This is a genomic window from Nitrosomonas sp. (genome assembly GCA_031316255.1).
In the GTDB taxonomy this organism is placed as follows: domain Bacteria; phylum Pseudomonadota; class Gammaproteobacteria; order Burkholderiales; family Nitrosomonadaceae; genus Nitrosomonas.
In genome coordinates, this window is sequence record JALDQW010000001.1 from 2720288 (window position 1) to 2734663 (window position 14376).

10 protein-coding genes are annotated in these 14376 nt (G+C 42.8%); 3 read left to right on the plus strand and 7 right to left on the minus strand.

The genetic code is table 11. From position 1 onward, the window contains the following. Positions 1-2 precede the first annotated feature (2 nt). A complete protein-coding gene (locus MRK00_12165; GenBank protein MDR4518124.1) occupies positions 3-1715 on the minus strand; it encodes a serine/threonine-protein kinase in 1713 nt (570 codons plus the stop codon). 344 nt (positions 1716-2059) lie between these two features. Then, positions 2060-2329, minus strand: coding sequence for a hypothetical protein (locus tag MRK00_12170; protein ID MDR4518125.1), 270 nt, complete (start codon positions 2327-2329; stop codon positions 2060-2062). A gap of 501 nt (positions 2330-2830) precedes the next feature. Here MRK00_12170 and MRK00_12175 point away from each other — a divergent pair. Continuing rightward, positions 2831-4291 carry a PhoX family protein gene (locus MRK00_12175; GenBank protein MDR4518126.1) on the plus strand — a complete coding sequence of 487 codons (1461 nt, stop codon included), beginning with the start codon at positions 2831-2833 and terminating at the stop codon, positions 4289-4291. Positions 4292-4637: 346 nt separating this feature from the next. Here MRK00_12175 and tagF read toward each other — a convergent pair whose 3' ends face one another. From tagF to tssJ, 5 genes are read right to left on the minus strand one after another with little or no spacing between them, the layout of a single operon-like run. Further along, positions 4638-5393 carry a type VI secretion system-associated protein TagF gene (gene tagF / locus MRK00_12180; protein MDR4518127.1) on the minus strand — a complete coding sequence of 252 codons (756 nt, stop codon included), beginning with the start codon at positions 5391-5393 and terminating at the stop codon, positions 4638-4640. Further along, positions 5393-9016, minus strand: coding sequence for a type VI secretion system membrane subunit TssM (gene tssM, locus MRK00_12185; protein ID MDR4518128.1), 3624 nt, complete (start codon positions 9014-9016; stop codon positions 5393-5395). Before tssM ends, tagF begins: the two co-directional genes overlap by 1 nt. Before the next feature lie 52 nt (positions 9017-9068). Next, on the minus strand, positions 9069-10361 hold the full coding sequence (icmH, locus tag MRK00_12190; protein MDR4518129.1) for a type IVB secretion system protein IcmH/DotU: 1293 nt from the start codon (positions 10359-10361) through the stop codon (positions 9069-9071). Between the two features lie 53 nt (positions 10362-10414). After that, positions 10415-11752, minus strand: a complete 1338-nt coding sequence (gene tssK, locus MRK00_12195) for a type VI secretion system baseplate subunit TssK (GenBank protein ID MDR4518130.1) — start codon at positions 11750-11752, stop codon at positions 10415-10417. 47 nt (positions 11753-11799) lie between these two features. Further along, complete coding sequence (gene tssJ / locus MRK00_12200) at positions 11800-12354, minus strand: type VI secretion system lipoprotein TssJ (protein ID MDR4518131.1); 555 nt, start codon at positions 12352-12354, stop codon at positions 11800-11802. Between the two features lie 308 nt (positions 12355-12662). On the opposite strand from tssJ, the gene tssA reads away from it, so the two are divergent. Both tssA and tssB read left to right on the plus strand, forming a co-directional pair. Further along, positions 12663-13679 (plus strand): type VI secretion system protein TssA, encoded by a 1017-nt coding sequence (gene tssA, locus MRK00_12205; protein ID MDR4518132.1) that lies wholly within the window; start codon positions 12663-12665, stop codon positions 13677-13679. Positions 13680-13838: 159 nt separating this feature from the next. Further along, complete coding sequence (tssB, locus tag MRK00_12210) at positions 13839-14375, plus strand: type VI secretion system contractile sheath small subunit (protein ID MDR4518133.1); 537 nt, start codon at positions 13839-13841, stop codon at positions 14373-14375. The last annotated feature ends 1 nt before the right edge of the window (position 14376 follow it).

Consider the following 14376-nt stretch of genomic DNA (forward strand, 5'->3'; position numbering starts at 1 on the left):
ACCTAATCAATTTCTTCTATAGAAAAGAAAGCTGCGCCAAAAGATCCCGAGCAAGCATCTTTAACCGTCTCCTGGCAAACTTCTTTGCCGGCAAATAACGGTAGATAACCGTCATGGTTTGAATACAGATGCTGTGCTTCCTGATACGGAAACTTGGCGTATGAGCCTATGTGCGTTAGTCCTGCAGCACTGAAATCCCGCTGGTTTGTGGAAACGATAATAACAAAGTGATTAATTCCGGGAGGGCCGGACGCAGGCAATGCCCATAAATCAGGCCGCGGAATAGTCAGGGAAATGCCGGCTTCTATTCTGTTCATTGAGTCGATTTTGTTGGGAAAGAGTAACCACAAGTCATCTTGATTGGAACCCGCCATGAGCAGATAAACATAACCGCTTTTAGTTGAATTAATCTGGATGTTTAGAGAATCCTGTCCAATGCGTAGTTTTGTCTTGTTGACTAAAACAGAGACGGCGTGACGAATGTCTCTTTTTTCGAAAATTTCATTCAGTGCAATGAGTGGAGTAAATTTCCTGTCAACCAGAGTGGTATCAGCGCCAGAGGGTTTTTCGGATATGTGTTCGGGCGCACTATCGGGTTGCTTGTTTTCTACGGTCATGCTGTTGTATAAAACCACACTGGCCACTAATAAACACATTATCCCCGAGACCAAAGCGATTTTTCTGAATTTTTTTCGTTGTGTTAGGGGAGGGGGCAATTCTGCCGGCTGATACTGTGTGGCAGGTGTTTGACTGATGCCCAGAAGTTTACGAAACTCAGCAATGTCTTGCGGCCTGTCTTCCGGACGTATGGCCAGTCCTTTATCAATGGCTTCGAGGAATTGTTTGCTGTACTTTTCCTTGCCCAGTTCTCCAAGCGGCACGAGTGTATCTGAAACAACGCGGCTTACCGAGGGAACAGGTGTTTTGCCTGATATGGCCAAGTATATGACTGCCGCCAATGCATAGATATCTGTCCATGCGCCCTGTTTCAAGGTTGCAATTTCCCCATATTGTTCGATAGGCGCAAAGCCGGGCTTAAGAATAACGGTTAACGAATGCGTCATGTCGTTGATAACATGCCGCGCGGCGCCAAAGTCAAGTAATACTGGTTTTCTATTGGGTAAAATTAGAACATTGTCGGGTGAAATGTCGCGATGAAAGCAGTGTGCTTTGTGGAGCACATCGATTGCATCCAGAAGGTGTTCAAGCAAAAATTTTAACCATGCTTCTTCAGGAGGTTCTTGCATATTATGCAATGTTTCCTTAAGCGTTTTTCCCTGATAAAACGGCATAACCATATAAGCTGTGCCATTGGCTTCCCAGAAACGAAAGACTTTAATGAGGGATGGATGATCAAATTGCGCCAGCAGGCGTGCTTCATTGACAAAACTACGTAATCCGGCAAGGAAAGTATCTTCATATTTTTTGGATATAACGTTGACAGTGGAGGTGTCGATTCGCCTGGCCAGCGAGGTGGGCATATACTCTTTTATGGCTACTTTTCTGCCCAGATTATCATCGGCAAGATAGACTATTCCGAATCCACCCCATCCAACAATATCTATAATTTCATAATCTTCCAGTGTGGTGCCGATAGGAAGCGCATTCTTTTCGTGTGTATCAATACGCGATAGCTCGGATAATGGTTCTGCGAACTGAGTCTTGTCTTGCTGAAGCACCGTTTCGCCGTCTTCATTTGAATGATTCGCAGTCATATAAAAGTAAGCTTAGTTTTAGGATCAAAAACGAATTAAAATAATTATTCTGATTTTTAAGACAGCTAATAATTCATCAAAGACTATGCCCTGACCGGCAATGCCGTTCGTTGTAAAGCAATTTCTAACGATCATCCACTCCGAGAGTGTCTACACGATTTTAGCTTTCGAAACGTCTTTATTCAAGAAATGCCAATGAATAACGCTTAAAAATACAAAATGTGTTAGAAATTTTATTGTGTGCGCAAAAAATCTTGCACACGCCGGCCGCTGCGGCTGGTTTGATAATCAAAGACGACAATGCGCAGTCATGCCGCCGTCAGTGACGACCGGTGACGCCGGTTCTACGGCGACGTCCTCACCGATTTTAACCAGTGTGTGCCGCACGGTCCGCATTGACAGAATTCCGGTTCATGACGATGTTCTATGCGTGGCAGATGATGCGGCAGCGGCTTTGCAGGTGCTGTTTTTACAGCCGGTTTAATCTGTTCGATTTCGGTATCGACGGCTACGATATCAACCAACACCGATTTTTCAAATAAACTGAGCTGCACCGCAGACAGTGATTTATTCTTCTTGCCAAAGCGGCTGCGCCAGTGATTCATGGCTGCCATTATACCACAAATCCATGATAACTTACTGTTAATATTACATTTATATCCCAAAAGTTAAACGGATGGCGATGCCGGTAAATGAACCAGCCCACACCCGTTGTCAGCCACTATACCAGTTACCGTTCATCAAGACGATTTATCGCGCAGTGCGCGATCGGCTTGACTTTTTTAAGTCCAAATACGTGAAAGAAACCGAACAGATGATGACTTCGCAATTAGTAAACTATGGGCTACGACTGTAAAATTTAGCAGTAATTTCTATTTTATATAACAATTTTTTATTTGTGATTTTGGTCTGGAACGCTTGTTGGACGCTCTTAGTGGTTTGAAAATACAATGAAATTATGAAAACGCCATTTATTCTTGCCAATTCTATTTTGACCTTGAGCAGGTTCTAAACAGTCATACGGTTGTCATGTTGTCTTCCTAGAATAATCATCGCGCAGGTTAAATAACCTAAGCGACTAAAAGCATAATTTATTTCTTGGAGATTACACGATAATGAAAAAAACAGCTTTATATTCAATATTGGGCTTATCGGCGTTGATGGTAACAGTTTCCGCATCAGTCTTAGCTGACGACGATCATCACGACGACCATAAATTTAACAGTAAACAAGATTTCGGCCAACTACGCGATCAAATGCTCAATCAACGTTCCATGCAGTTTTTTGGTATCAAAAAACCACTGGACTCGGAGTCGAACGAAAGCGTTTCAATCGATACCGCCGAAGCTAATCCAGTTTCCATGATTACGCTGGCTAAAGGATTGCGCGCGCGCGTAGTGGCTTCTAACGCCGATCTGGGTGCAAATATCGACATGATGGCACTATACCCGCAGGATAATCCAACACACCTGATCGTTTGTAACGAACAGGGTCAGGCTCAACCAGGGGTTCAACGTGTCAGTTTGTCGGACGGCAGTGTTGAAACCATTCTGACAGGAACGCAATCCTGCGATCCGATACATACTACAGCCTGGGGCACAATTGTATTCGGTGAAGAAGCGGGTAACAGCGGCACAATATTGGAAATGATCAATCCGCTGCAAACGACTGGCGTTCTGTATGATCGCTCCAGCGGCACATTCAGTGGCGCCGATGCAGGTAACGTTACGGAACGGCCAGCTGTCGGTCATCTGTCATTTGAAGGCGTCGTGATCTACCCCAACGGCGTCATGTATTACGGTGATGAAAATCGTCCATCCAAAGGCACCGCAGGCGGCGCCTATTTCAAATTCATTCCCGATGTACCCTGGAATGGTGGTGCGCCGATAACCAGTCTGGACCAGTCGCCGCTGACACATGGTAGTGTATACGGTCTTCGCCTCGGAAATCGCAGCGGCGGTACCGATTACGGTCAAGGCAGCAACACCGGACGTGGAACATGGATAGCAGTTGATAATTCCTATGATGCCGATCTGCGTGCCGCTGCTGCCAGTCTCAATTTGACCGGTTATTATCGTCCGGAAGATGCCAGCGCGGATGAGAAAGCAAAGGCTGCTGGATTGGTTCGTTTTTGCGCCAACAATACCGGCAACGAAGAAAACAACCGCAACTGGGGTGAGACCATCTGCATCACCGATGGCACGCTTGAAGAAGCAACATTCAATCTGGCTGTTCCTGAAGTTCAATACTTCATTATTGGCAACAAGGATATGGGTATGGTCGATAACATTGCTTACCAGCCAGGTAGAGGTAACTGGGTATTGCAAACCGATCGCGATGCGGTTGGCATGAGCGATGAAGGCTACCCATTCAACAACAGTGTCTGGCTTTGCCTGGAAGATGGCGATGATGTCGACACACTGACCGATGGCTGTATCCGCGTTATCAATCTGAACGACCTGAATGCTGAGTCAACGGGCGGACTTTTTGATGCTTCGGGCAAAAGCTATTATTTCAGCGTGCAGCATAATGTAACTGGTCACGGCACAATTCTGCGTGTTGACGGCTGGAAATAATTGCGGTGCTACCTGCCGGAAATTCGTTTTTTCCGGCAATGGGATTTAAACCGGCGGGTTCTCATTCCTTTTAACGGGATGGAGCCCGTTTGTTTTGCCTGGTTTGGTGTCAGTCGTGCAGTTTCAACATTTTGAAGCATGTATTTTCAAACTCGTCGGCAGCTGTTCATGAATGCTGGGCGTTAATTAACCCGGATTTCCCATTATCAGTTTGATTTTTTACACTAGAAAAAGACAAGTTCAGCCGGGTGGCTGCGATAAACCTGAATAGCATGGAACTGTTCGGCTGCGTGACCCAGGAAGACAGCTCAATAATAATTTTGCTATTGAAGATCATCGTAAAAGATCAGTCCATTGTTCCAGAGCCTGTTGATAGGCTGTCGTTACCTTTTAACAAAGTAATAAACTGTTCGGTATCTGGAAGATCGTTGAAACATTCTAATTGCACAATGTTTGTATTTAATACTACATTCCACCATAGTGTTTTATGGCTTTCTGATTGTGTAAATTCATAATCCATTAGAGATGAAAAGAATAAAGGCATATCTTCGATGCCAAATGGCTTTCTTTTTTCGTCTTGCTCACCATTTCTTGTAATATTGGTATCCGAATTCCACCAGTGTATGAATTCTTGAATAGCAGGATTTGAAGAGCCGATTTTGTGCGCCGGAAACGGTTTTTCTTTAAGCCCCTGGTCGAGATCTTCCGGTGAAAAACTGGCATTCAGGGATTCTAATGCCAATTGTTCAATCTCTGTGAACCAGGTTTGCGCGTTGAGGATGGTTGTTAGAACCCCGGGCGATGCTTCCAATTGTACTGTAATAGTCAATGGAAAGTACCTGCCAACTTTATCGACGCTGGGCATTAAAATACCTGTCCATATATTCTGATTATATATTTCTGGCATCAGGATAAATCGCCAGATTGGACAATTCAAATATAGACTTAGCCAGCTCCTGCCTAACTGAGTGTGGCTGGCGCTGATGGATATCTGCAGCCAGGTATCCCAGAACTGAATAAATTCTATAGACAAACGTCGAGAGGAAAAGTCGCCCCTTGCTGGCATTTTTCCATACCAACCAGGAATGAGTGCGCTATCCATTACAGTTTTGCAGGACAGTTAAACTGCTCGAGTTCCTGCAAACGGAAAGGATTCAATACACTGTTTGCGCTGACCTCAAATTGAATTTTTCGGTTTTCAATATTAAAATTAACGATGAATTTGTCCGGCTGATTTGATCGAACAATCTGTACTTTGTCAAACATTCTGAATAGCGCCCAGAAACCTTCAAAAACTTGTCCTGTCAGACTGGACCCAGAATCAGCGAGTGATATTTGCAACCTAACTTGCGAGCTTCCCCGGGTTCCAGGCCATTGAACGGTAACCGGTATCTGAGGTCCGTGACTGTATCGAACCAGTTGCCCATCAATATCGAGGATAAATTGCGTGATGGACGCATCCATGTCAATAGGCTTGAAGGTTAATTCCATACTGGGTTTATTTCCTCCCCTTTGAAAGAATACGTCACGAACGATCTTCGCGCGTTGAAACTGCTGCAGATCTCTAGGAGCCGTACCCATGCTGGCATCACCAACATTACGAAAACGCCACGTTTGCCTTGTAGTATCAACATATTGCGAGAGATGATTTTGAAAGAAACTGTCGATCAATCCACCGGATGCAAAAATTCTTGAAAAATCATCGGGTGTAACATCATCACCACTATCCTTTCTAAACGGATAGCGATTCTGGATAGCCATACGGCAAAAATCGGTCACATCAGAAAAAAGCATCTGATTCAGTTTGCTACGTTGGTCTCCCAAGGCCTGACTGATGCCGTCTGTTGACAGTGTTGTCAACATGGAGCGTATCGGTTCGGGTGATTTGCTGGCTTCGATTTTTATTTCGTCGATAACTTCACGTGACGGGAGTGTGATGCCGCCTTTTAAAGCGGTATCAGTTCGTATTAGAAATTGATGGAGCTTATCAATCTGGGGCGACATAGCGTCTATCTTCGCCGGTTGTCCAGGATTGGGTGAGTAAACGATGTCTCTTAGTTCTTTAAACCGGTCATCTACAATGTTTTCAATTTGTGATGCCATTGCACGTGATAGCGGTTTTTCATTTCCCGAGATTTGTTGTAACTGTTTTTTAGCCTGTTTGGCTGTCTTTGAAAATAGTTTAACTGCGCTACCAGTCATTTTCCCAATAGGATTCGTTTCAGCCTCGTCATTTCTAATGAGCGTGACTTCTTTAACAATCGACTTGAGCAGTAAAACCAAGGGCGAGTCATCAGCTGAGAGTAATCGTGCAATTTCTATACTTTCTTGAAATGAACCGGATTGTTTAAGCCTGATGTCATCAATAAATGCTTCCCATGTACGAACATAATCGTGAAGGTATAAGCGTTTAACCTCATCCAGTAATTGATCGTCAAAAAAATCAAAAGACAATTTACTTTCTTTTTGTGTTTTGGATTGTAATACCCATTTTGCTTCATCTTCTAATTGCTTGACGACTTGTTCAGAAGCCTTTGAGAAAGTGTTGTAATAGCCATCAAAGGTATACAGGCCCGGAATACCTTGATTCAGTGGTTTGCCACTGCTGCGGGTAAAGACCCATGTTGCATGTTGACCAGCTGCTTTCAGAATGGTGAATTCCGGAAGGTCAGCGCCAATATTTTGCCACTTTAATCGGTTATAGACACGTAGCGCTAGCGGCGTTTGATTCAGAATGTTGCGTACAGTTTCGACAAGTTGTTCATTTATGTTTATGGGGGGTGTTGGCGCACCTCTGCTGAACAAATTGTCCAGATGAAGTGTAAGCAAATAATGTTGTTCTTTAGTCAGTTCATGCGGGAAATTTGTGCTCCAATCCGTAATAATAAATGCTTTTAATGCGTTTGCATTGAAGTGCTCGACATTGTGCAACATGATATAGGCTTTAAGCGCTTCATATAAAAGCTCGGGGTTATTCCGGTTTGTATAGTTCAGCAGATATTCGAGGCGTAGAATCAGTTGCAGTAAAAATGTATTTTGCAACAGTCGATGATAGGCATTATTTGAGGCGGAAGAAAGCTTCTCCCCTTGATAGAGGCCAAAACGCATATCAATTGGTGTCGAGCCATCATAGTTGCTTGAAACCTGTGTGAGTTCCTGAACCGACCGCAATGTAGGCAACAAATTGACGATGTTGATATTCTGCATTTGTGGTAAGTTTTCGACTTCGGATGAGACGATGTTGATTTTGTCATCCACTTCCGCGATATAGGCTTTGTTGTTTACATAGCTAAGCATCCAGGCGGCACTTACGCCGAGAGTCAGTAAAATTCCGGCAGTAAAAATAACCCATTGAAGAGAAGATTGTTTACGTTCCCAGCGTTGATTCGTACCGGCAAGCTCCGATTCGGTGAAAATGACTTCTTTGAGCAAGCGGGTAAGAAAAAAGCTTTTCCCGCTGGGCCGCAGCGGTGAAATTAATTTATTACCAAGATTGAGCGCCTGTGCAAGATTGCCCATTATCCGGTCAATCGGATTGCCAGTTTGCGTTCCACTTGTAAAGTAAATGCCGCGCAACAGTGGTTGTTGTTCATAGCGTGATGGGGAAAAAATCTGATTCAGATATTCTTCCAGTGTGTTCTTAAGATTGCTGAACTGTTGTGGGAACAGATACAATAGAGCGCGTTTCTGAATATCTCTTTCTTCCTGCAAGACAAAGATCAGTCTGTCGTTAAGTCTTTTTTCAAGGGCGGTAAATTCAGCTGCATAGTTGGAGAGTGGGTGGTGGTTTTCATCTTCAGTCAGTTTGAACGAAGTTCCCCATACTTGTGCGCGCTCTTCTTTGCCAAGTTTCCCGAAAAATTCCATAAAACCGGCAAGCAAATCTGTTTTGGTTACTAGAATATAAATAGGGAATTGTATATTCAGTTCAGTATAGAGCTCTTGAATGCGTTTGCGGACTTCATTGGCTTGCTTTTCGCGCTGATGTGCATTCTGCTGTAATAAATCCAAAATACTGATGGTAACAATGACACCATTGATCGGACGGTTGGGACGATATTTCTTAAGTAAGCCTAAAAAGCCTGTCCAGGCTGTGCTGTCAACGGCTTGATCGCTTTCATGGGTTGTATAACGTCCTGCGGTGTCGATTAAGACTGCTTCATTAGTAAACCACCAATCACAATTACGTGTGCCACCGATTCCACCAATTTTATCTTTGCCAAAATGTTCAGCCAATGGAAACTGAAGGCCGGAATTAATCAGCGCTGTGGTTTTTCCTGATCCGGGCGGTCCGATGAAAATATACCACGGGAGCTCGTAAAGATATTGTCGTGACAGCAGTGAGAAAACACCGGATTTTTCTTTTTTTCCTAGCGTGTTTGTTTTTTTTAAAATATTGACAGCTTCTTCAAAACGCTTGTGCAATACAGCAACTTCTTCTGCTCCAGCTTCATTTTCCTGTGGTTGAGGCGTTGACTGATGCAAAAGACCGTCCATCAGTTTTTTATTTAAGTTTTTTGCTTTAATGAAGGTCCATAAGTGCTTGACAATATAAAGCAATAGTATGAGCCCGATTAACAAAAAACGAATGTCTTCGGATTCTAGTGGGTGATAATCGGCCACAGCAAATAGCGGACCAATGAACCAGATAAGAAGGCTGACAGCGATCAGGCCAAGAATAGCCAGGGTCCAACGATTAAACACAATGCTAAGAATTTTTTTCATTTGACTAATTTCATAATTGTGTTTCTGGGATAATTATTAAGTGTGCTGCAAGTTAATACAATTCAATTTCGACTCGACGGTTGCGGCTGCGTCCTTCGGCGGTGTCGTTGGATGCTACCTTATAGGCGTCAGCTTTGCCTTCTGCGGTCAGCCGAGTATTGTCTATCCCTAAATTAATCAGCAGGGACATAACAGAATTTGCGCGCTCTTGTGACAGATGCCAGTTTGATGGAAAGCGCATGGTTCGTATAGGGCGATTGTCGGTATGTCCTGTAATGCGAATATTTCCGGGTAAGCTGTTTAGTGCAGAGGCTACACGTGAAAGAACAGGTATGTAATTTTCGGAAACCGTAGAGCTACCCGACTTGAAGACATTATCGCCTGTCAACGTAATGATATTGCGGCCATTTTTTTCATGTACAGTTAATAGGTTCGAAGAAATATCATTAACCAGCAATTCCCTCAGATGCGGTTGTGAAGTCGCGACGGGTATGACAGCAGTTTCTGGGATAGTCATTTTTACCTGGATCGACTGTATGCGATTAAAAACAGGATCGGAAATACTATTCAGCGAATAATTAAAACCCAGGTAAATAAACAGCAGTGTTGTGCTGCAAAATGCGAAATACACCCATAGCGGAATTATTCTGAATATTTTTTGCCGCTTATGTGAACCGACCCGCCAATGTGGCGACAAATCCTTTTCATAGTCGTTACGCTCTTTTCGAATTATCTGCACCAGCCTTTCTTTAAGTTGTTCAAGTTGCTCACGGCCTCTTTCCATGATGCGATACCGTCCTTCAAAACCTAAAGTCAGGCATATGTATAAGAACTCAAGAAGTTCAATGTTTTTCGCTGGGTTTTCGGCGAGCTTGGAAATGAGTTGAAAAAATTTTTCTCCACCGAAAACTTCTTTTTGAAATATAACGAGCAGGCTGTATTTCCCCCATTCACCGCTTCCCCACGGGGTTGAGGCAATCGTTTCGTCAAGAAATGTACATAAAGCATAACGGGCCGGGATGAGTTTTTCATGCGAAATACCAGCTGTTCTGGCTCGACTTTCAAAGGATTGAATTTGTCTTGCCAGAAAATCCTGTAGTTCAGCAAGATTGGCTACTTGTTGTGACGTGCGCAGTTGCGGTATCAAATTAAATAAGGGATTTGCGGCCGTAATAAGTGGATTCAAACCACTGAGCGATAAATCAGATTCTGCGAGGGACTCGAGATTCTGGAATTCGAATTGGTCATTATGATTGTTTTCCGGAAATGGAATCCTTCCGCCCGGCGTGGGTATCGTAATGGTTCTATCCGAATTCGACAGTGAGAATGGATCGTCTTGACTCATAACTGACAGTTCAATTTAAACAAGGAAAAATTTATTTTAATCTCTAAACATTTCTAATTCTTGATTGCCCAGAGTTCCAATTCAAGGCCAGGGAAGTCGCCAGCAACGCGAATTGCCAATCTGCCTGTTCGTTCCAGCTGTTTCCAGATATCATTGGCCTTGTCCAGCTCGTAGTAAATAAAATCGGTATATGTGGGGAGCTGCCGTGGTTTGACGCTTAATGCGTTGAGCGGAATGCCTGGCAAAGCATAATTGACCAGTTCACTAATATTTTCCCCTGTACCGATGGTTGTTTGATCTGGAAAATGCAGTTGCATAGTTTTAGTCGGCAGTTGAGCGTGTACCGCAAGAACAAAGCTGGCCGATTCAAGTAAACTTTTATCTTTAATATCAGCAACCCGTATACCATATTGACGTTCCTCTAATGGAATGGAAACTGCATTCTTTTCAATCACCATATTCAAGGAATCGGACAGATCGTCCATGAGCTGTTTAAAACATGTATAAAGCGCGTCATGTTGATAGGTTTCGAACATTGCGGGGCGCCGGTTTTTTTTGCTAAAGGCAGCAAGATCACCTGCAAGATTCAAACAGGTGCTGTAGAAACGTTCAGGATGTAATAAATTATGCTCGGCATAATGTTTGAACAAGGGTTCATACCGATTAATGGTTTGCAAAAAGAGAAAATCGGCAATTTCTGCAACACCACCCCGCCCGGGGGTACTGATATGATCAGTTAACGCATCGCCGCGCTGATGGAGTAACCCATTAAGATCCTTAAGATATTCTGACAGAATGAGACTGGCGCTAACCCGCAAAATAGGCGGAATATATTCTTTTTTCAGTACTAACTGATTATCTGCCCGCCGTTCGGTGACATGTGCTATGCCCAAAGTTGTATAGGCATCGGTCAAATTGCTTTTGCGCATCAGTTTTAATTGCAGTTGCCCTATTTGCACTGTTGCATTCTGGTTAGATTGTATTGTTGAATCCCTAATGTCGGCTTCTTCAATAGTATAGCGCGCAAGACTTTCATTCTTCTGAATATTAGTATCATATTCCTTTGATCCGTTCCTTTGAATGGGAAGCGCCAAAACAATGACTTCTTCCCGGTCTTCGGGATTTATTTCCAGTGCTAAAGGGGAGACATCTTGCTGTGGAAAGTCGAAAGGCGTTCCGTCTGGAAAAATTCCGCTTGCTGAATTCAACTGAATTTTACCCTCAGACAAAGCGGCTGAACTCAATTCGATGTGACTAAAGCCCCAGAAATATCCGGTTAATGGTCTGATTCTGTTTTCCAGAAGCTTTTCAAAATAGCGGTCTTGTTGTTGAAAATGCTGAGGTTGTAGAAACATTCCTTCAGACCATACAACTTTATTGTGCCAGGTCATGCCAATTCTCCCTAAGAATCCATATTTAGCGCGGAATACCTGATGATTTATTCAATGACTTCGTAAAGTGTTCCAGGCTCAGGCTTTGGTGTCCACATACTGCAAAAGAAACCGCACGGTTCTTTCGCACCAATCAAAATTTGATTATCTTTTAAAAATATATAAATTTCCGGCTCTTTTTCATTCACAGGAACAGCAGTAAATGCTTTCCATTGCGCATTTTCCAGATCTCTAAAGGCGGCAACGACACCGACATACCGGGTGTCCAGATTAAGTGGTCTGTTGAATTTCTGGCGCATTCCCGGTATTAGCCTGAGCTCTTCGCTAAAGAGAAGCTCATTGCCCAGCGCTGATTGGTAATCGTTAAAAATCGATAAAAAATCGGTTGAATTAAAAGCAGCCAGCGAAGTGAGTTCATATAACCGGACTACGACTGGCCTTGCTTCGGGAATACTGGTATCGGTAAGAATAGAATTTACGTCATCTTGCACATTTAATGAAATTTGGGCAATAGGCGGTTTGGGGGTGCTTGAACAGCCTGTAAGAGAAAGCAGAAATAAAAAAAGCAATAGTGTACAGATAGGCAAAACGAGCGGTTTCATTGGATTGTTTAGTTTCCTTCAGTTATCACTAATCGAGTACTGCTGTGCAAGGATAAACCAAGTAGTTGACAAACGCTGTGAGATTTCCCACTGCACGTCAAAATTTACCGTATTTAAAATACAACAAAATGCAATTAAATACTCTACAGACATTAATAATCTAAAATAAAAAAATGTAGACATTATGTTGAATTTAGCGTATCTATATTTTTGTTGCAAAATATTTTTGCTGTCAGGGGCACACTCTCAATATAAAAGCAGTCGTTTTAACTAACCCCACATGTCCGGTTATAAATTTAAGATTTAGAATGAATTTAGATGAATTGCTAAAACCGATATCGGATGATCAACCTTGCGGTTCTAGTCTTGAGGTTGATCCAGAGTTCTTATCTCTAGAAAATGATATCCAGGGAGAGCCGGAGCGATATATTGGCGGTATCGCCGCCAAAGAACCCAAATGGAATGAAATTAAATCACGTGCTGAAGTTTTATTGTTACGCACAAAAGATTTGAATGTGGCTATCTGGTTTGCTCGTGCCAGTACACATTGTGATGGTATAGGTGGTCTATTGACAGGTTTGACTGTAATCCAAAACTACCTGACGCAATATTGGGATTGCGTTCATCCGTGCCTCGATCCGGAAGATAAGAATGATCCAGCGCAACGTCTTAATATTCTATCTCAAATTGGAAGTTATGAGATATTTGTGCGTGATCTGCATTGCGTCAGACTTGCCTTTAAAAACATACAATTAACAATAAGAGATATTCTTGTAGTAGAAGGAAAGGTCAATGTTTTGAAGGATCAGCCTGAATATACCAAGACACAGGTGGAAGGGATCTTCCATGATCCCGATAATGCGCCGGTCATTCAAGAGTTGCATAAACAAATAATTGATACATTGACCTTATTAAAGGATTTGAAGAAAACACTCAGCCAAAAGCTTGATGATATTAGCTTGCTGCCCGGTTTTGATCATTTGGAAGCTGTCTTGATCAATATTCAGCGATTATGCACAGTATCAACATCAAATGGTGACGAGGAAATTGCGGTTTCAACGAATACTGACAACACTGCAACCCTGTCTTCTTCTAAAAGCAATAATGCTGAGGTTAGTGAAATTCGCAACAGAGAAGATATTGTTCGGGTGCTTGAAAAGGTCTGCAGATACATTGAACGAACAGAACCAACCAATCCTGCGGCGTTGATTATACGGTTTGCACAAACACTGATGACTAAAAATTTTGTCGAAATCATGGAAATGCTTCCGCCCGAGGATTTGAAAATTTTCAAAAGAATTTTGGATTCAAAAGCCAAAAAATAAAGTGAAAATTGCACATCAGTTTGTGCTAAAAATCACATCGCTGGAAATCAAAAATATCGAAAATAATACATAGTGTTGTTTTGGCAGATCAGGCGTTATTTTCATGATTTTTGCAATTTAGCGGTGTAAATTAAAACAATTTCAGCAAGGGAGGTAAAAATGGCGGAAAGCAGTCAGAAATTTATCGCACGTAACCGCGCACCGCGCGTACAGATTGAATATGATGTAGAACTGTATGGAGCCGAAAAGAAAATACAGCTGCCATTTGTGATGGGCGTTATGGCCGATTTAACGGGAAAGCCTGTAGAGGAACTGCCGGATGTCAATGACCGGGACTTTCTTGAGATCGATGTGGATAATTTTAATGATCGCCTTAAGGCTATGAAACCGCGGGTTGCCTTTTCAGTGCCAAATATTTTAAATGATGAGGGCGGAAATATCAGCATTGATATTACCTTTGAGGATATGGATGATTTTTCTCCTGCCAAAGTCGCCGCAAAAGTGGATGGTGTGAGAGAGTTATTACAAACCAGAAAAGAACTGTCAAATTTGATTACCTATATGGATGGTAAAAGCGGCGCAGAGAAATGGGTTGGCGACCTTTTGAATAATGAGGAATTGCTTAAGTCATTGGTTGAAGCGCCAAAACCTTCAAGCGAAACACCCGAAACATCTGGTGATGAATCCAGCAGTTAAC

Coding starts and splice junctions, on each gene's coding strand:
- tssK (MDR4518130.1), bottom strand. CDS start 11,752: ATGACCTGGCACAATAAAGTTGTATGGTCTGAAGGAATGTTTCTACAA.
- tssM (MDR4518128.1), bottom strand. CDS start 9,016: ATGAAAAAAATTCTTAGCATTGTGTTTAATCGTTGGACCCTGGCTATT.
- MRK00_12170 (MDR4518125.1), bottom strand. CDS start 2,329: ATGGCAGCCATGAATCACTGGCGCAGCCGCTTTGGCAAGAAGAATAAA.
- tssB (MDR4518133.1), top strand. CDS start 13,839: ATGGCGGAAAGCAGTCAGAAATTTATCGCACGTAACCGCGCACCGCGC.
- tagF (MDR4518127.1), bottom strand. CDS start 5,393: ATGGATAGCGCACTCATTCCTGGTTGGTATGGAAAAATGCCAGCAAGG.
- icmH (MDR4518129.1), bottom strand. CDS start 10,361: ATGAGTCAAGACGATCCATTCTCACTGTCGAATTCGGATAGAACCATT.
- tssJ (MDR4518131.1), bottom strand. CDS start 12,354: ATGAAACCGCTCGTTTTGCCTATCTGTACACTATTGCTTTTTTTATTT.
- MRK00_12175 (MDR4518126.1), top strand. CDS start 2,831: ATGAAAAAAACAGCTTTATATTCAATATTGGGCTTATCGGCGTTGATG.
- tssA (MDR4518132.1), top strand. CDS start 12,663: ATGAATTTAGATGAATTGCTAAAACCGATATCGGATGATCAACCTTGC.
- MRK00_12165 (MDR4518124.1), bottom strand. CDS start 1,715: ATGACTGCGAATCATTCAAATGAAGACGGCGAAACGGTGCTTCAGCAA.